16 protein-coding genes are annotated in these 19,039 nt (G+C 40.8%); 5 read left to right on the forward strand and 11 right to left on the reverse strand.

Features of this window, described 5'->3' with window-relative positions:
* Positions 1–218: 218 nt before the first annotated feature.
* On the reverse strand, positions 219–527 hold the full coding sequence (locus BBA02S_RS14465) for a hypothetical protein (RefSeq protein WP_041096588.1): 309 nt from the start codon (positions 525–527) through the stop codon (positions 219–221).
* A gap of 690 nt (positions 528–1,217) precedes the next feature.
* Here BBA02S_RS14465 and BBA02S_RS14470 point away from each other — a divergent pair.
* Positions 1,218–1,751: an SMI1/KNR4 family protein gene (locus BBA02S_RS14470; RefSeq protein WP_041113422.1), complete on the forward strand. Its 534-nt coding sequence runs from the start codon at positions 1,218–1,220 to the stop codon at positions 1,749–1,751.
* A 128-nt stretch (positions 1,752–1,879) separates the two neighbouring features.
* Here BBA02S_RS14470 and BBA02S_RS14475 read toward each other — a convergent pair whose 3' ends face one another.
* Positions 1,880–3,070, reverse strand: coding sequence for an RNA-splicing ligase RtcB (locus tag BBA02S_RS14475; protein ID WP_041113377.1), 1,191 nt, complete (start codon positions 3,068–3,070; stop codon positions 1,880–1,882).
* Between the two features lie 113 nt (positions 3,071–3,183).
* On the opposite strand from BBA02S_RS14475, the gene BBA02S_RS20745 reads away from it, so the two are divergent.
* Both BBA02S_RS20745 and BBA02S_RS14480 read left to right on the forward strand, forming a co-directional pair.
* Positions 3,184–3,366 carry a hypothetical protein gene (locus BBA02S_RS20745; protein ID WP_156136592.1) on the forward strand — a complete coding sequence of 61 codons (183 nt, stop codon included), beginning with the start codon at positions 3,184–3,186 and terminating at the stop codon, positions 3,364–3,366.
* A gap of 123 nt (positions 3,367–3,489) precedes the next feature.
* Positions 3,490–4,047, forward strand: coding sequence for a DUF4256 domain-containing protein (locus BBA02S_RS14480; RefSeq protein ID WP_041096592.1), 558 nt, complete (start codon positions 3,490–3,492; stop codon positions 4,045–4,047).
* Positions 4,048–4,279: 232 nt separating this feature from the next.
* Here the strand turns inward: BBA02S_RS14480 and BBA02S_RS14485 are convergent, their stop codons facing one another.
* Positions 4,280–5,278 (reverse strand): TauD/TfdA family dioxygenase, encoded by a 999-nt coding sequence (locus tag BBA02S_RS14485; RefSeq protein ID WP_041096593.1) that lies wholly within the window; start codon positions 5,276–5,278, stop codon positions 4,280–4,282.
* A 514-nt stretch (positions 5,279–5,792) separates the two neighbouring features.
* Positions 5,793–6,452, reverse strand: coding sequence for a GntR family transcriptional regulator (locus tag BBA02S_RS14490; protein WP_041113376.1), 660 nt, complete (start codon positions 6,450–6,452; stop codon positions 5,793–5,795).
* Between the two features lie 342 nt (positions 6,453–6,794).
* On the opposite strand from BBA02S_RS14490, the gene BBA02S_RS14495 reads away from it, so the two are divergent.
* Complete coding sequence (locus BBA02S_RS14495) at positions 6,795–8,279, forward strand: flavin monoamine oxidase family protein (protein ID WP_041113375.1); 1,485 nt, start codon at positions 6,795–6,797, stop codon at positions 8,277–8,279.
* A 153-nt stretch (positions 8,280–8,432) separates the two neighbouring features.
* Here BBA02S_RS14495 and BBA02S_RS14500 read toward each other — a convergent pair whose 3' ends face one another.
* From BBA02S_RS14500 to BBA02S_RS14530, 7 genes are all read right to left on the reverse strand, one after another.
* Complete coding sequence (locus BBA02S_RS14500; RefSeq protein WP_041096600.1) at positions 8,433–9,548, reverse strand: mandelate racemase/muconate lactonizing enzyme family protein; 1,116 nt, start codon at positions 9,546–9,548, stop codon at positions 8,433–8,435.
* Positions 9,529–10,710, reverse strand: coding sequence for a M20 metallopeptidase family protein (locus BBA02S_RS14505; RefSeq protein ID WP_041113374.1), 1,182 nt, complete (start codon positions 10,708–10,710; stop codon positions 9,529–9,531). Before BBA02S_RS14505 ends, BBA02S_RS14500 begins: the two co-directional genes overlap by 20 nt.
* 21 nt (positions 10,711–10,731) lie before the next feature.
* Positions 10,732–12,141, reverse strand: a complete 1,410-nt coding sequence (locus tag BBA02S_RS14510) for a YfcC family protein (RefSeq protein ID WP_041096604.1) — start codon at positions 12,139–12,141, stop codon at positions 10,732–10,734.
* A gap of 131 nt (positions 12,142–12,272) precedes the next feature.
* Complete coding sequence (locus BBA02S_RS14515) at positions 12,273–13,577, reverse strand: hypothetical protein (protein WP_041096606.1); 1,305 nt, start codon at positions 13,575–13,577, stop codon at positions 12,273–12,275.
* Positions 13,578–13,822: 245 nt separating this feature from the next.
* Positions 13,823–14,326, reverse strand: a complete 504-nt coding sequence (locus tag BBA02S_RS14520) for a PadR family transcriptional regulator (protein WP_041096608.1) — start codon at positions 14,324–14,326, stop codon at positions 13,823–13,825.
* Between the two features lie 4 nt (positions 14,327–14,330).
* A complete protein-coding gene (locus BBA02S_RS14525; protein ID WP_041113373.1) occupies positions 14,331–16,793 on the reverse strand; it encodes an ABC transporter permease in 2,463 nt (820 codons plus the stop codon).
* Complete coding sequence (locus tag BBA02S_RS14530) at positions 16,762–17,481, reverse strand: ABC transporter ATP-binding protein (RefSeq protein WP_041113372.1); 720 nt, start codon at positions 17,479–17,481, stop codon at positions 16,762–16,764. The genes BBA02S_RS14525 and BBA02S_RS14530 overlap by 32 nt, the downstream gene beginning before the upstream one ends.
* A gap of 608 nt (positions 17,482–18,089) precedes the next feature.
* Here BBA02S_RS14530 and BBA02S_RS14535 point away from each other — a divergent pair.
* Entirely contained in the window at positions 18,090–18,941 is an 852-nt protein-coding gene (locus BBA02S_RS14535; protein WP_041096615.1) for an alpha/beta hydrolase family protein, read from the forward strand.
* Positions 18,942–19,039 lie beyond the last annotated feature (98 nt).

The following is a 19,039-nucleotide window of genomic DNA, read 5'->3' on the forward strand; positions in this document are numbered from 1 at the left end:
TCGACAAACTGCAACCCCACTTGTTAAATAAGGGGGATTTCCATAAATGTCACAGTTTTTTTAAAAACACCGCAGCTTTATTTTAAACCTGCAGCTCATGTTGATTTCAATCGACATTTCACCGGTCCTTACATGTTTGAATAGCCAATTTTACTTTCAGTTTATTTTTTGATAAACAATTAAACATTTAGCAAACGGGACAACAGTTGCACAACTCTCTAAAAAAGAACTTCATTGTCTGACTTCTGTATGTACCTTGCTAAATAATTTAATACAGCCGCAACTCTCTCTATGTCTATAGACGTTAAAGGGGAAGCTCCCTCCATTACCTTTTGTAGACTTGTCCAATCATCATATAAAGACCCCACTACTAATTCTGGAACTTCTTTATCCAAATTTTCAATATCATCATCTGAAACTGCCCAATAGTAATCTGAATCTAAAGGCACCTGTTCCAAACCGCTTTTTTGAATGCTCTCCATTAGCAATTGGCAAAGCTTTATTAGGTGTTCGGCATTTATATCCATATATACTAGTCACCTTTCCTATATACTTGAGCTGACCACCGTTGTTTTAGCTATTTGTAAAAGTAAAATTAGAGTTGAACTAAAACTCCAACCGCCGTAATGCCTCATTGGCTAACTTCTTTGTCATAGCCTCTACTCGTTAGCGTACTGGCCGCTGTTTCCGAGCGGAAATGTAAGCTGTTCAAGGAAAAAATCTATAACTTAACTGACCTCTTACAGAAGAGAAATAAAAATAAGAAACTTAAAGACAATATCATTAGACGATTCAGGTAATAATATTCCGGCGACACTGAGTAGAAAAAGTTATTTGTGTTTGAACCGATAGAAAACAGTTTAAACATCCTGCCATCAGATAGAACATCAATGATAAAGTACATTAAGGTTACAAATAATCCAATGTAGCTGTTTTTCGCATATACGGTTACACACAGCAATAAAGAGGATAAGAAAAGAATATTTGGAGTAAACCTCACACTCAACCATAGACTATCTAAATCAAGGAAAGACACGTTTCTAAAATAGATTATACCAATAAATGATGAATTTTCCGTTGTCTATCTTGATATGTTGACTTCCCTACCGCAATATAATGGGTTGTTATGGTAAAATACATTCACAGAAGAAAGGAAAGCCTGATTCCTGTTGTTCTTGGCAGTATTATATTTGAGGGGTGAGGAGAAGATGGAAAGTATGATAAACCAAGCAGAATGGTTATGGGAGCGTATGATTGAAAGAGGAGAAAATTTTGAGAGTGGCTTTAAGGAATCATTAAATCTTCAGCCAGGCGCAAGTGATGAAGATTTTCAACTTATTGAGAAGACATTGGGGGTGACACTTCCTGAAGAAGTAAAGAGTCTTTACAGGGTGTATAACGGACAAGTTTGGGAGCTTGGAACGAATCCGTTTGTAAGAAATCTGACTTTGTCACCCACTTCTGAAGTTATTGATAATTGGTGTTTTCTACAAGAAGAATTCGATCCAGATGATGGGTTAGAGTTAGAATTTGAAAAAGAGCTTAAGCCATTTCTTTGGAATTCCAAGTGGATTCCCATTGCGGCCAATGGCGGCGGTGATTACCTTTGCATTGATACAGATCCATCTGACGCTGGCACAGCAGGACAAGTATTATACTTTTGGCATGACTGGGGAAATCGTTCTGTGGAAGCAAGAAATATTTTTGAATTCATCGAGATTTGCTTAAAAGAAGATTGCGAACAATATTAATCACAGCATGGGATATAAACAGCTGCGAACAAATGCTGAAGCGAACAGATGCATTAGTGCAAGAAGGCCGAGGTGCCCTCATGTTTTCTTTTAGACTATTTATCTGTTACAGCTTCAGCTAAATTATATTAATGGGCTTTAAAGTTGTACAAAGGCTTAATTACCCGTTCAATCGTTAAAGACTCTTTAACGTTATTGATAATTTCATCTATAGACTTATAAACCATTGGTGATTCATCAAGTGTGCTTTCTCCAACGGATGTGGTCCATATGCCATTCATAGAATCCTCGAAGTCGTGCAGGGATAACGTTTGCTTAGCTTTAGATCGCGACATGATGCGCCCCGCTCCATGCGGTCCTGAGAAATTCCAATCGGGATTTCCTTTTCCCATGGCAATGATCGAACCCTCTCTCATATTAATCGGAACAATGACGCGCTCATCTTGTTGAGCAGAAATAGCGCCTTTACGCAAAATCATATTCTCCATATCGATATAGTTATGGATAGTAGTAAAATGATCAACAATAGCCCACTCCATACGTGTCACAATTTCATCTACCATTGCTTTACGGTTTAACCTGGCATACTCCTGAGCTATTTTCATATCATTCATGTAATCATCAAAGCCTTGGCCTTTCAAATAGGCTAGATCCTTTGAAACTTTCGGCTTGCTGATTGCTTGTAGAGCTTCAGGAATTTCTGCTTGCCGGCCCTCTTTCTTCAGCCGCTCAATAATTGCTTTCCTTTGCGCACTAATGTCCGTCAACTCATCATAAGCGCGCTTCTGATAATACTCGGCTACCTGCTTACCAAGGTTTCTTGATCCAGAATGAATCACCAATACTACTTGGTCATCCATCTCATTTAGCTCGATAAAGTGATTGCCGCCTCCGAGTGTACCAATAGAATCCTTTGCCCGGTTCAAATTAAATGGAGCTCGGACGTCTCTGAAATTGACACGCTTAGAAAGCGGATGGCGCTGGCTGCTGGAACGGACACTAAAGCCGCTCGGTACAAATTTGCGTATAGTATCATCAAGCTGATCGAAATTGACTTCCGCTTTATGTTTATCAATCACAGCCACTTCCATCCCGCATCCGATATCGACCCCCACTAAGTTGGGAACAATTTTATCTTGAATCGTCATGGTTGTGCCAATCGTGCAGCCGGCTCCGGCATGAGTATCCGGCATAATTCGAATCTTCGAATGTTGAACAAACTCTTGGTCACATAGCTCAATAATTTGAGACATAGCCGTTTGTTCTACATTGTCAGTAAATACTTTTGCTGTATTGTATTTTCCTTTCAATTGCAACATATGGTCATCTTCTCCCCCTTTGATTTAACAAACATTTTACTAAAATTTGTATTTTCATTCTTCCCTATTATACATGATGTTTCAAATAATGTTCTCACTTCACCAGCCGCAAAATGATAAGAAGCCATTCGCAAGAGGGAACCATCATCAAAAAGTGGAGCTGGATTATATTGATTGCCGCTATTTTAATGGGAGCATTCCTTCTTTTCTTCCAGCACTTACAGGAAGAAAAGAAAGCCGCCGAAGAACAGGCCGTGAAAAACGCTGTGGAAGATTATTTATTTAAAGAAAGATGAAGCGAAGGCTTCTTATTCCACCATCCAGCAGAGTGTAAAGAAGCAGATTTATTTAAGGTAAAAAAACAAACAGTTATATATACTTAAATCAAGATAGATACAAACAATAAGGGGGATACAACTATGGCAATGGAGCTGCCGCTAGAAAAACGCGAAGAATTATTTAGAGTGTTGAAAGCCCGTTTTGAGAACAACATGAGCCGCCATAAAGGGCTTGAATGGAGCAAAGTCCAAGTAAAGCTGGAAGCTAATTCTGAAAAAATGTGGTCGCTCAATGAAATGGAAAGAACCGGCGGAGAACCGGACGTTGTTGGCCATGATAAACAGCAGGACGAATACCTTTTTTATGATTGCTCAGCGGAAAGTCCAAAAGGGCGCAGAAGTGTTTGTTATGATCGTGAAGGTCTGGAGTCAAGAAAAAAACATAAGCCAGAAAATAATGCTATTGATATGGCGGCCGCCATGGGCATTGAACTTTTGACAGAAGAACAATATCGAGCGCTGCAGAAAATTGAAGATTTCGATATGAAAACCTCAAGCTGGATTCAAACACCCTCTGATATTAGAAAACTCGGCGGTGCCCTTTTTTGCGATCGGCGTTTCGGCAAGGTCTTCGTCTACCACAATGGAGCGGAAGCCTACTATGCTGCCAGGGGATTTCGCGGCTCACTCAGAGTTTAAACCTTGCTTAGACGGCGACATCAGTATTAAAAAGCAGATCACGCGAGAAAAGGCTTTTAATTTTATTCGGGAATACGAGAAATTCCTTGCTCTCTTCCCCCTATTGAAAAAAATAAAGCCGATGAATTCCTTCATGCAGGAAAATCGGCTTTTTATGTCCATGTTTGTACAGTTCATATGTTCGGCGATGTATTGTCGGTCTCCCTCATTAGGCTTTCTTCATTTCATCTCTTTAAGCATTTACGCTATCAGCTATTTTTTCACGTTTTGGAATCCCGTTCCGTCCTGGAAAATCTGGCGCCAGCTTTCGAGAATTAGGCATCTTGAGCCACAATCTCAATAAATGGCGTCTGCGTTCCACCTCATCATAGTCTTCAAATAGTGTACGGGAATGCCAAACCATATAATTATTAGCAAATTGAATATCTCCCGGTTCAAGCATCATATCCAGACGGATCTTCTCATCATGAAGGATGGAATCGACTATATCAAATGCTTCTGCTTCCACTTTGGACAGAGGGGTTCCTGCTGTCTCTGTTGCCGATTCGATATAACCTCTCATATACCGTGAACTTAATTTACCATCATGGTAGCTGAAGATCGGGGTAAAATCCGGCCTGCCATCGCCAAGGTGATCCATGAGGTATGGACGATAAAGAATTCCAAGGTACTCTGGGTATTTTTCCAACACTTCGTTATAAAGAGTCATGGCACTTGCCAGGCTGCTTAAACCGCCCGATTTTGCTTTGCGAAGAGAAAACAATCCGACTACATCGGATAAATCTGTGTGATAAGGAAGATGTTCGTTTGTTTCATATACCCGGACACTTTTTGTCTTATTCTCCCCGATGTTCTTCACATGCCCCAAGAGATCCCCTTTTACATTTTGCGTAACTGGCGTGCCCATGTGAAGCCCAAGACCATAATAAATGATGCTCGCCTGTTCATCTGTATATTGTTCAACCGGCAGTCCGCGAAGGAGCAGAAATCCTCGGCCATTCTCCAATTCTTCCACAAAGTAAGCGATCTCATTAGCGAGGTCAGGAATCGGAAAATCTTCTTTGGTAAAATCCGGCGCCTTTAATCCCTTTTCCTGTACATGCCGCAAAGCATTTTCAAGAGAAGCAATAGCGTCTTTCGACCAATAATAAATCCAGGAATCGTCTTGCAGCAGTTCTTTTCCCTTCCATACAGCTGGCCCTTGAACTTTTTCCTTTAAAATGATTCCCATCACTCTTCCTCCTTTAAATTATGAATGAATGTATTTCTCTAAAAATCAGATTGTGCTTTTTCAATACGACCCAGAGGCATTAACAGCTATATCAGCCGACTTGGCTCGCACCAATCTGATTGCGTGTGAACCGGGAAAACTCATGATTCATCAGGATGGCACGCGGATGGCTGCCTCAAGTATCACCGGAACTTGGCAACACTTTTTCATGGGGATATACCGCCCGACTGTTTCCTGTGATGAACGACCATCAACAGCTTAAAGTTTATTCAGAAAAGCAAGCTAAGCTTCTACACAGAAACGTTTAACCTCGGCCAAGCCGTTATTCACCCCCTTTGCTTTCATCAAATGAAAATTGTTGAAAAATTCAATATTTTTGTATATTAAGAAAAATAACATGATTTGGTTTATATTGTCAACGGTTAACAGTCAACAATTTTGAAAACTTAATAAACCTTAAGGAAGGCTGGCTCTCCTTAAGGTTTATTGTAGCGCTATTTATTCAACCATCTGTTTATTCGTTTTTATCCAAGGACAGAATCTTTAACATATTTTCTAGTCCTTTGTCGATATGATCATTCATTTCTCTCACTGCCCTTTCTTCGTCTCCTTCCAGGATCGCCTGGCAGATCCGTTCATGCTCATCTGAAATCGGATGAATACATTCATTAGGGATAATATGATTGCGGATATAGATCACTTTAGATTTAATCACCTCCATCAGCTGAATCAGTTGTTTATTTCTTGATCCTTCAATGATTAAATCGTGAAATTGCTGATCAAACAATACTAATTTTTTAAAGTTATTTTGTTTGTAGGCCTCTCTTGTCTGATCAATGCAATGTAACAGCCTTTCTTTTTCATCCGAAGAGAGAGAGTTGGTCGCTAATCGAACAGCTATGGCCTCTAAGCCTTGACGGCATTGTAAAATGTCAATAATATCTTGGTGAGTGGGCTGAAAAACTTGGACAAGCCCATCATGCTGTGTGAGAAGGCCGTCTTGAATCAGCATCCGAATCGCCTCTCTAATCGGTCCCCTGCTTACCCCAAATTTGCTTGCTAACTTAGATTCAACCACCCTTTCTCCAGATTGGAAGACCCCTTCCAAGATAGAAGATTTAATGATGGCATACGCTTGAAGGTGGAGGGGTTCGGATTTTATGACATTATCCATTCGTTCATCTCCAATCAATTTTCGTAGTGATAAAATCTAAAAATTTCGAATTTACAGCCTCTTATTCTTTTTTATCATTTTATATAATTTCATGGCATTGAGCAATGATGAGAACTGCAAGACTGAAAAGTTGGGAGATTCTAGCGGAATCTCTACATTAAGAAGAAAGCGCAACTCCTCCATGCCTATTGACTAAAGCTACAACTATTCTCATACGCACGAAGGGGCAGGAATAACCCGCATAAACAACTTTTTTCTTTTCACTTCATAATTCTAGTTTTTATTTGAATAGATTGATAGGAAGACATACTTTATTAATTCTCTGCCTTGAGGAGGAATAGCATGTTCAGTTACGTATTTCCTCATTTGTCCTCGGAACAAATGATTTCAATTATTAGAAATGGGCTTAAAAAAACTAATATTCCTAAGAAAATCATGATTGTTGGTGCAGGCATGGCTGGATTGGTTGCGGCATCCTTGCTTAAGCAGGCTGGACACAATATCACTATTCTCGAAGCTGCAGACAGGGTTGGCGGAAGAATATATACGCTGAAGGGCCGTTTTAAAAACCAACAATACCTGGAGGCGGGTGCCATGCGCATCCCGCACACTCATTTGCTGACGATGGAATATATTAAAAAATTCCGGCTTCCAACCAATGAATTTATCCAATCCACCCCTAATGACATCATCTATGTGAAAGGGAAAAAAATCCGTTTAATGAAATATGAACAGAATCCAGATATTCTGCAATACCCTGTTTATCCTCATGAAAAAGGGAAAACTGCTGCAGAACTGCTTCAGTTAGCAGCAAAGCCGATAATTGATTTTATTGAGCAAAATCCAAGAAAGAATTGGCCGCGGGTCATAAGAGCTTTAGATAAATATTCAATGGATCATTATTTGAGATATAACCCATACGGAGTCACCTTATCTGCAGGTGCCATTGAAATGATCAAGGTCGTCCTTACGCTTGAGGGACTTTCGGAGCTTTCTTTCTTAGATGTACTACGTGAACTTTTCATCCTTTTTACCCCTGCGATTACGTTTTATGAAATCACCGGGGGGAACGCTCAGCTGCCCAAAGCTTTCACTGCTCAGCTGAAAGATGAGATCCGCTATGGACACAGCTTGAAGAGAATCGTACAGGAGAACAGCCAAGTGACACTCCATACTGCCCATAAAGTCTTAGGATCATTTCAAATGACTGGTGACCTTGCGATTGTTACTCTTCCTTTTTCCACTCTGCAATTCGTCGAAGTAGAGCCTCATCATTCATTTTCAGAAAACAAATGGAAAGCCATTCGGGAACTTCACTATGTTGGAGCTACCAAAACAGGTATCGAGTTCAAAAATAGGTTCTGGGAAAAACAAGGACTCTATGGCGGCCAAACGATTACGGATCTCCCCATTAAATATGTCCATTACCCAAGCCACGGTATTGGCACACAAGGTTCGGGGGTGATTTTGGGCAGTTATACATGGGGTGATGATACTGTCCCCTGGGATAGCCTGGAGGATGATGTGCGCATGGAGTATGTTTTAAAAAACTTAGCTGCCATACATGGTGAACAGGTGTATCGTGATTTCGAAGGAGGGGCGAGCCACAGCTGGAATCGAGATCCGTATGCTGCAGGAGCTTTCACTATGTTTAAGCCGGAACAGATAAAAGAATTATCCCCTCATATATCCACACCAGAAGGAAGAATTCATTTTGCTGGTGAACATGCCTCAACTGCCCACGCCTGGATTCAAGGAGCCATCGAATCTGGAATCCGGGCGGCATATGAAGTCAATGATTTGCCCAGAACATTCTTTGGCTCCTGAATCGGTTGACTATCTGGCAGCTATATGCCTTTAGGGCGCTAATCGAAAGTGAAAAACAAGCAGATGTTAGATTCCCAAGGCGGGAACATGAGAAAATATTTAGTGCCCCAAAGCTATAAAAAGCCTCTTGATGTTCGATCAAGAGGCTAAATGTTATTGCTTTTCAACCTTCACACAGCGGCTCGTTAATTCATTTAAGATCGTTTCATTTATTTCAATGCCTAACCCGGGCTTATCAGAAAGGTGAACATACGGGATCTTATAATCCATCTCTGCAACATTTTTGCTAAACATCAGCGGGCCAACAAGTTCATTGCTTTGAATTTTTTTCTTTGCAATGGATAAGTGAAGCCCTGCAGCTGATGCGATAGCTGATTCTACCATGGACCCTACTTGGCAAGTCAAACCTGCCATCTGGGCTTGATGCACTAAATGTGCTGCTGGGTAGAGCCCGCCGCATTTCATCAATTTAATGTTGATCTTATCTGCTGCTCTTTTTACGATAATTTCGTGCATCTCTTTATCACCATGAAGGCCTTCGTCAATCATAACCGGGATCATGGCTTTTTGCTTAATCTCCTTGAGCCCGTCGATATCAGCAGCGGCAACTGGCTGCTCAATCCAATCAATTTTGCAATCAACAACCTCCCCGAGGACACGCAGGGCATCCGCGCTATTTTCCCAGCCTTGGTTTGCATCTACCTTAATTGGAACTTCCGGACCGACAGCATTCCGCACTTGGCGAATTCGCTCACTATCGAGATTTATATCCGTTCCTACTTTCAGCTTCAGTGTCTTGTAGCCATCCTTCATTGCTTGTATCGCTTCTTCAGCCATTTCATCCGGTGATAATATACTAATGACTTTAGGAATCTCTAAGCTTTCATGATAGCGCCCGCCTAATAAATTATAAACAGGCTGGCCCGAAGCTTTCCCCATTAAGTCATAGCAGGCAATGTCAATGGCTGCCTTGGCCGTAGTCGCCCCAAATATTGTTCGATTCATTTTCTCATGGATCTTTTCAATTTGAAACGGATCCATGCCTATGACCGCAGGGCCAAGTGTTTGACTCAATACAGCATACGTGCCTTCCCATGTTTCCCCTGTGACATGTTCATCTGGCGTACCTTCACCATATCCTATTAAACCGTTGTCAGTCTCTATTTTCACAACAATTGACGGCATATCGTGGTATGTATGATAACTAACGATGAAAGGGCTGACCAAAGGAAGCCGTACAGCAAACACTTCAATTGAATGGATTTTCATTTTTGTCCGCCTCCTCTTTCAAGTAATCCAGCACGCTGTTGGTAAATAATTCAACACCAGCCGAAAGCATAGCTTCATCTATATCAAATTTCGGATGATGATGTCCATACGGGTGCGTGGGCTTTCCGATCCCTATAAATGTATAGGTTGCTGGAATGCTAGCTGAATAATGGGCAAAATCTTCACTTCCCATAATTGGGTTCATTTGAACGACACGCTCTTCGCCAAAAAGGTTAATGGCCTTTTTTTGAATAAATGCTGTGAGCTGTTTATCATTCAGTAAAGGTGGGTCCCCTTGTTCATACGATAAGTCAAACGAAGCGCCAAATGAATCACAAACTCCTTTGATAATCGCTTCCACTCGTTTTCTTATTAGCTTCGAAACTTCATTGTCAAAATAACGCACAGCTCCAGATGCATAAGCGGTATGAGGGATGACATTATAATTCGAGCCTGAATGCAGTTCACCAATACTTACAACTGCCTGGTCTTTTGAATCAAGGCTTCTGCTGACAATTGTTTGCATTTGTGTAATGATATTCGAAATCACCACTGTAGGATCAACGGTTTGGTGAGGCATCGATCCATGCCCTCCCTTCCCGTATATCGTGAAGCAAAAGCGATCTACTCCTGCCATGGCGGGACCTTGATGAATACCGATGAACCCTAATTCCAGCGGCTGCCAAAGATGATAGCCGAACATCGCGTCAATACCATTCAGCAAATTTTTGTCGACTAATTCAATGGCCCCTCCTGGCAGTGCTTCCTCTGCATGTTGAAAGATGAATAGAACCGTTCCATGGATCTTGTCTTTTTTATGAGATAAATCCTTTGCAATGCCAAGCAAAATAGCCATATGCCCATCATGACCGCAGGCATGCATGACATTGGGTTTGGTCGAGGCAAACGGCAAACCCGTTTCTTCCTTAATCGGTAATGCGTCCATATCAGCACGGATTCCAATGACTTTTCCATCATGATCACCTTTCATGATGCCAATGACATCTTTACCCGTAAGTGAATACGTTTCTATTCCCATTTCGTTTAACCGCTCTTTAACATACATCTTCGTCCTTTTTTCTTGATGAGAGAGTTCAGGATTCTGATGTAAATAGCGGCGTTGCTTAACGATCCAATTCGTTAACTCAGCTTCAATTTTCATCTTGTTTCACCTCCGCGTTCATTAGGAAAAACCAATCATATGTGCCACAGTGACAAAAATGGCGCCTAATACATAGTGAATAATAATTAAAGGGAAAATCCATTTCACCCATTTCGACCATGGAATTCTTGCTAAAGCAAGCCCTGCCATGAAATAGCCTGATGTCGGCGTAAAGATATTTGAGATTCCATCCCCGAATTGAAAAGCCAATACAGCGGTCTGTCGCGTTACGCCAACCAAATCTGAAAGCGGTACCATAATCGGCATCGTTAACGCTGCCTGGCCGCTTCCTGATGGAACGATAAAGTTTAGTGCACATTGAACAATATACATTCCGAATGCGGCGAGTCCTGACGGCAATTCTCCAATGGATGAAGAAAATCCATAAAGAATCGTGTCCATAACTTTTCCATCCTGCAAAATGACAAGAATCGCATTAGCGACGCCCACAACTAGTGCACCCATGACGATAACACGGCAGCCTTCAATAAAAGCCTCTGCAATAGCATCCATTTTCATCTTTGCAATTATTCCCATTAAAATTCCCATGAGCAAGAACAAACCAGCAATTTCAGTCAAATACCAGCCATATTTCATCACGCCAACAGCAAGCCCTGCCAGTGTTGCAAGTAACACTAGAAAAATAAGCTTGTGGCGGGTGGTCAGTTCTTCAACCTTTTCCGGTGCATCAAACTCTTTAATCCCCGAACCATACAATACACTCTGTTTAGGATCTTTTTTTACTTTATTGGCATAACGCATAACATACCAAATACTTACACTTAAAAATATAAACCATAGAACAACCCTGAATCCTAAACCGGAAAATATGGGTATCTGGGCGATCCCTTGTGCCACACCGACTGTAAACGGGTTCATAAATGCTGCGGTGAAACCAGCCGATGTGCCTAAAAGGACAATAGCCGCTCCAACAATCGAATCGTACCCAATTAAAACCATCAGCGGAACTAGAATGGTGATATAGGGAATCGTTTCTTCAGCTAGACCTAACATGGCACCTGACAGGGCAAAGAATGTCATCAACAGAGGAATAAGCAAGTACTCCCTGCCCTTCATAGCTTTTGATATACTTCCAACAGCCGCCGGAATCGCCCCTGATGCGTGTAAAATACCAAATGATCCGCCAACAATAAAAATATAGAAAATAATACTTGCGGAGTTTAACATCCCCTGGTGAATGGATTGAAAAACATCTAAAAATGAAGCTGGAGACTGTTCTACATGATGGTAGGTTCCATCTATCACTATTGTGCGGCCATTCTTATCCTCTGTTTGTTCGTATTGTCCGGCAGGTATGACATATGTAGCCATTGCCGAAATAACAATAATCGAAAAAAGTATGACGTAAACATGCGGAACGTAAAGCTTCCATTTCCCCCTTCTTGAACCATCCTTGTTTGTTTCACCCATCGTTTTCACTCCTATCCCTAAGTGGTCGGTATATGGTCGGTAACTAACATATAATCTACACGATAAAAAAAGAATAGTCAACGAAAATTCTGACTATTCTTAAAACAAATGCATTTATTTTAGCATTTTGTTTATTTATATTTTAAATCTAATCGATAAATCGCTCTCGGCCGTCCGTTTTGGAATGGCTGCTCCTCTCCGATAATATGAAGAAACCCGCACTCCATGTATTTCTTCAGCATTCTTTCGGAGCTTCTCTTTGTAATCCCGAAGTACTCAGATATATCACTAGATGTAAAACTATTCACTGGTCGTGATTCGATAAACTGCTTCATTTTCATCACGTTCGTCACACTAATTTTTAATTGCTTAGCCAATTCAAAGATTCTTTCATCCTCGGTTTTAAGAATCGACGGATGATCCGCTGATTTTTGCGGGTTGCTGACCACTTTATCCTCATTCACGATATGAATCGAATGATCGCACCCTTTCTTGCTGGAGAAGGATATAGCAATTTGCGCATGATTTTTTGCTTCTACAATCGTCATCCCCAAACCAACGCCCATATGAACATAAACCGATTGTTCATTTGCAGCCTTGTATACATCATCCAATAAATAGAGATTATCAACTAAATAGTCAATCCCCCCTTTTGTGCCATAAAAAACAATGGAGCCATCAGTTGTTGGCTGGACGGTACAATTGATTTTTTTGATAAGCACATTCACTTCTTTGACGACGGATTGGTCGAAATTCTTGATGTCCTGATCTTTAGCCGACAGCATAATATGTCCCATAGCAATTTGCGAATATTTAGCCAGCTGCAGCTCTCCTAAACTTTTCGCCTTTTTTAAGGCATCAACGATCGTTTTTTCCGCATCAATCATACGCATGCATGGAACGTTTAATTGGACTAATCGATCATAAACAGCGTGAATACTCGTAATAGAAAGGTCCACCTTCCCTGACTGCCATAATTCATAGTGGAATTTAAGTATCGGCTCTACTTCAAACTTCCTTTCACTGTCCGACTTCACCCATGAATAATCCAAGACATGAACAGGCTTAGGGCTCATCTGCAGTTGATTCACAATAATATCCAGATTTCTCCGATCCGGCAAATCAAAGGAAATTCTGTCTAGTTCCGCCACTTTATGATGAGTGACAGACAATATAGTCAACGACACATCCAGCTCATTATCAGCTATATAAATGGCTGGCTTGCTGAAACTGCCCAAGATTTTTTTTGTATAGAAATAGGGCAAGATACCGGAAAACAAATAAACGTCACAGTGCACAGCTTGAGTAATGAGTGTTTCCATATCTTCTGTTGTTTGATAAATAAAAGGCTGTAATTCTATTTCTTCGATAACAGAATCATATTTTTTTACTAGATTCACTGCTTCCTCCGGTCCGAACAATGCTACTTTTATCAAACTACATCCCCCTTATATAAACATCTAAAGTCGGCTAAAAACCATATTAGTTGAGATGCCGCTCCCTTCGTTATTTTAATAGTACAATAAATAACGGTTCGAACAAAAAAATTTGGGATCCTTCCAACTAATCTTGTGACATTTGCTGAAAATTAAAATGATAAAAACGCCACCAGCAGGTGACGCTCTGAATAAGTTTTTTATATTGGTCAAGCAGCTGACAGGCAATAGCTATAGCATCAATATCAACGGCTTCGATTTTCAACTTGATTTATCCAGTTCAGGTCCGCCTCTAAGTGCAGCAGCGTACCAGTAATTAATAAATATTTATTTTCCTCGCCTTGCAGCAATAATTCGGTTTTTAATTTCGTTAATTCCATCACCTCTTTAATAATCATTTCTTTTTGCTGTTCAAGCATTTGCTTTTCCTGAGCAAAGTGAATTTTTCGGGCGCAGTTCCATTTAAAGAAAAAATCCTCTTTGGCTGTATAATAAGGCACAGGCTCCAGCAACCACTTTTCCAGCTCATCTTTCCCCCTTGCTTCTAACTGAAACAACTTTCTTTCCTGATCATCCCATCCCGGAGATGAGACAAGCTGGTCACGCATCAAACGATCAAGAGTAGTATAAACCTGGCCAGGGTTAATTTTGCCTTTGATTCCAAGCAGAGAATCTACTTCTAATTTCAATTCGTACCCATGATGCCTTTGCCGGAATAATGATGTTAAAATCCCATACTTTACTGACAAATTATCAACCTTCTTTAAGTGATGATTGGATATCCATTTTACTTGCGCTTTTGCTGGAAATCCAGGCTGCACAGAGGCTTAGAGAAACTCCGGCAATCATTGCTAGTATAATATTGTCCAACGGTAATTGGAAAGACACAAACCCTTCCATCAGCTGGGATTTACTTGTTATATATACTAAAATTACACCTGTTGCCACACCCCCAACCACTCCTGATAAGCCGATGAGCATACCTTCAGCAAGTATCATGCTGCTAACCTGCCGTTTCGTAAAGCCAAGGGCCCGCATCGTTCCCATCTCGGATACACGTTCTAGAATATTCATCAGCAGCGTATTAGCCGTACCTATACTGGCCAGACTGATGATCAGAAACAACATGACTAAAATAAGATCATTCATGCCGGAAATGGCTGAGGTCGTAGAGGCAATTTCATCCTCGACGGTTTGGACCTTTGAAAGATGATCACCAAAATCAGACCATAAGCGCTCACGAATAGAATCGCCCGCTTCACTGTTTATCGTAAGCAGCAAATCAAAGCTAGTGGTCCATCCAAAATCGTTATGAAGGTATTCCTCATCCATAAATGCGACATAACCCGAATAATGCGATGTTTTCACTACTCCGGCAACTTTAAAATGCTGTTCGCCATTTGGTGTATTCATCAGGATGCTTTGTCCAACTTCTCCGCCCCACTCGTCAAAAGCGCGATTTCCAAGCAGGACAGAAGGCTCCTGTTTTAGCTTTTTATACAAATCCTTCTCGCGGGGATCAGCAAATAATGAGGGGCCCTTTTCACTTACAGAAAGAACAGAAAATTGCCTGCTTCTTCCTTTTTTCGTTTTCCAAGTAATCGGTGTAGCTTCGGTTAATGTTTCAACATCGGCCACGTCATCATAAGAAAGCAGCTTTGCTCTATCTTCGGAGGACCACGGTGTCTCGGATGTCACTCTCATATCTCCCCCATATGTACCCCTTATTTCTTTTTCGTATCCTTTTGGAGCGGACTCTACCGCTGCACCGAGCAATAATATAATCGATATGCCGATGGCAAGGATAGCAGCTGTATTGGCATTGCGATTTATTTGCTGCGAGAGATTTTTTACAGCCATGATGCCAGCATAGTTAAAAAGATATTTCAAAATGGGCGTTACTAGTTTGCTTAAACCTGACAATAGCAAAGGGAATAAAAGAATCACACCTATTAATATAGCCATATATGAAACGGGGTGATCGACAAACACAAAGGCAAGAAGCACTGCACCGACAGCCGTTCTAAGAAAATGCCGTCTTGAGGATGCGGACGTTTGATTGGCTATTTTTAATGCAAGTAGAATCGAGGTCTTGCCTGCATTGTAAATAGGAAAAAGCGAAAATATGACAGGGATTAGCAACCCGATAACAATAGCCAGCAGCATGGGCAGCTTCCAATTTAATGTATAGACCATATCAAACTCAAAAACACTAAGAAGAGCCTGCATAAACAGATCCCCCAGCCATATGCCAAGCGGAACGCCAACGGCTGTACTGAGCCATGCTAACAGCAGCATTTCAATAAGAATAAGTTTAGAGACAGAGCCTTGTGTGTAACCTAAACTTTTCATTATAGCAAATTCTTTTTTTCTTTCTATAACGCTTGTGTAAATCACATTAAACACAATAAACCCGCTAATAAATATGGATAGTCCCGCAATTAAATAGAAGAAGGTGTAAAGTCCGCTTATATCATTGCTCTGGAGATCATCCGCCACAACCGGCTCTATATAAACGTCAGAACCGACGGATGCTTGCTGAAAAGAGCGAAAGAGATCCGTGCCGTCACCTTCAACTTGAAAGCGCATATAGGAAATCTCGTCATTCTTTCCTGTCCACTCTCTTAACATTTCAAGCGGAGCCATAACGCGAAAGCTGGTTGATTCTGCACTTTCCCAATCACTGGGACTCGCAAGCAGTTGTGTGTACTCAACAACGGCAGAAATTTTCGCCTCTCCCATATCGGTAAACCGAACGGTATCCCCAACTCCTTTTCCCAACAGCTTTGCAGCAGCTTCCGGCAAGATGATTCCTTTATTATCTAAGCTGCCTTCAATGACTGGGAGCTTCAGTAAAGGGCTATTTTGATCATTTACTCCTGTAATTCGAACCGACCTCTCATTCAAAGAGTGATCATCGTCAAGTTCAAAGAAGGCTTGCTTATCAAGGGCAAGTAATGTATGAGTGACCGCAGAATCCTTTTGAATGGACGAGATCAGCTTCTCAGGATAGGTATGTTCATCACTAAGCACCCAATAGTCGGCATTAGCCACATACATTTGCTCATAATAGTCAAATACGTCCTTTGTTGTTTTATCGGCTACCAGCATAGATGTTAAAAAAGACGTCCCCAGTATCATAGCCAGCAATGTAAAGAAAAATCTTTTTTTGTTTTGGGTTATATTACGCCATGAAATTCGCCAAATATTTAGCATAGTCCTCCTCCTTCCTGGATATCACTTGATCTATTACTCCATCTTTAAAAAGGATAAGGTGATCTGCAAAACCGGCTGCAAAAATATCATGTGTCACCATTACAATCGTTTGTTTTTTCCTACGGTGAAACGTTGACAATAAAACAAGAATTTCTTCTGCCTTAGCCCTGTCTAAGTTTCCTGTCGGTTCATCCGCTAATAGCACAGCTGGATGATTAACAAGCGCTCTAGCTATAGCCACACGCTGCTGCTGACCGCCGCTTAACAGATTGGCACGCTTGCGATTTAATCCCTCTAATCCTACAGAAGCAATTAATTCATGAATCCATTTATTTTTTTCATTCGTTAATTTTCCGTCTGCGTGAAGCGGGAATGCGATATTTTCCTCCACAGTTAAAGTCGGCAGCAATTGATAATTTTGAAAGATAAAGCCTAACTTTTGTCTTCGAAATATTGTTCTTTCTCTTTCTTTCATTTTATTTAAAAAGTGCTGATCAACTTGTATATCTCCCTTGGTAGGCACATCCAATCCCCCCAGCAATTGAAGCAATGTGCTTTTTCCAGAGCCGCTTGGACCCATTATAGCCACGAATTCCCCTTCTTCAATATGCAGATCAATACCTTTCAACACTTGTGTTCTCTCTTGCCCCTGTACAAATTCCTTTGTTAGATTGGTCACTTTAATCATAGCTTCTCCTCCCATCATTTTCCTTTATCATTATATACTAAGTATATATCTAATAGAAGAATAAAATAGATTATTTTTTCTTTTTCCTTAAAAAAGCCCTTAAAGTATATATACTAAATAAATATATTCTGAAAGTGCTAAAGAAGAGAATTAGGCTGTATCAAGCGGTTGTTTTCTATCAAGTTTAACTAAAGGCAGCTCGCCATACGCCCTCGTACTACAGTGATAAAAATAAGTGCTATTGGCAGCTTCTCTCTTTTTTACTTTCATCTCTTTAGATTGCGGCAAATTATCTTGCTGCGTAATGGTTTGATTACTTATATGAATTTTGCACATAATGAAATATAATGTTTATGCTTAACTAAAGGATGACTATTGCCTCTTATCCTTCTCTCAGAAAATCCAAAACTTTACTTGTAAGAATGTATAATTCTAATGACAAACACGAATGTTGATAAAAAAGTGAGCCCGTTTGAGACCCTCGCTTTCCAAGGAACTATCTGTACAAGTCTATGTGTGAAACGAATTTTCCTAAAACACAGAGGTAAATTGTGGTAATATAAATAAAAACACTGGCGCTTTTGAATAACCTTAAAGGAGTGGGGTTCGTGCTTAATTATAATCGTTCTTTGTCTTTAGGTTTCGAAGAATACTCGAGTATTGAAAAGGATGGTTATGCAGTTAAGGATGTGTCTTATATAAGTCCATATGGCGGGAAAGTGCCTGCCTATCTAGTCGTTCCAAATACTGACGGTCTTTTGCCAGCAGTTGTTTTTATGCATCCAGGCCAAGGCAGCCGCTCAACTTTTTTGCTTGAAGCTGAATCTTTAGCTTCCAAAGGAATAGTCTCTCTTTTAATTGCTGCCCCTGCCATGCGAAGTCAGCCTCCAAAGGACTTATCGGAGGAAGAGCAATTTAATCTGATGATCAAGACAATCACTGCGGTTAGTCAATATGCTCAGACAGTAGTTGACATTCAAAGGGGTATTGATCTTCTTTGCAGCTTCGAAAATATTGATTCAAACCGTCTTGCCTATATTGGCCATAGTTTGGGTGCGACTTGGGGCGGAGTTCTTGCCGGGGTTGAAGAACGGATTCAATCATATGTTTTAATGGCTGGGTTCTCCAGTGTATCTGAGTGGCATAAAACAAGTGAGCACCCATTAGCGGCATTGATTCGCACCGCACTCCCCAAACAGCCGTTTCAGAAGTTTATTTCTGAATTGGAGCCGCTGGATGCAGTTCATTACATAAATAAAGCTGCCCCTGCGTCACTGTTCTTTCAATTTGCTTATGATGACGAATTTGTGCCAAAGCATCAAGCAGATACATTCTATTCTGCTGCAAGCTTGCCAAAGAAGATTTCCTGGTATAAAACTGATCATCTTTTCACGAATTGCCGTCTTGCCTATCAAGAACGTACCCAGTGGATGATTAAGCAGTTAGGACGGAATGATTGATCAGCGTTCAAGCTTATGAGTCCGTTTCAACAACCTGAATCATTCCAGAATCAGCCGCTTGAATAGAGCATCACATATAGAAATAGATTAAGAATGAT

It is taken from the genome of Bacillus badius NBRC 15713 (genome assembly GCF_001591605.1).
GTDB lineage: Bacteria > Bacillota > Bacilli > Bacillales > Domibacillaceae > Pseudobacillus > Pseudobacillus badius.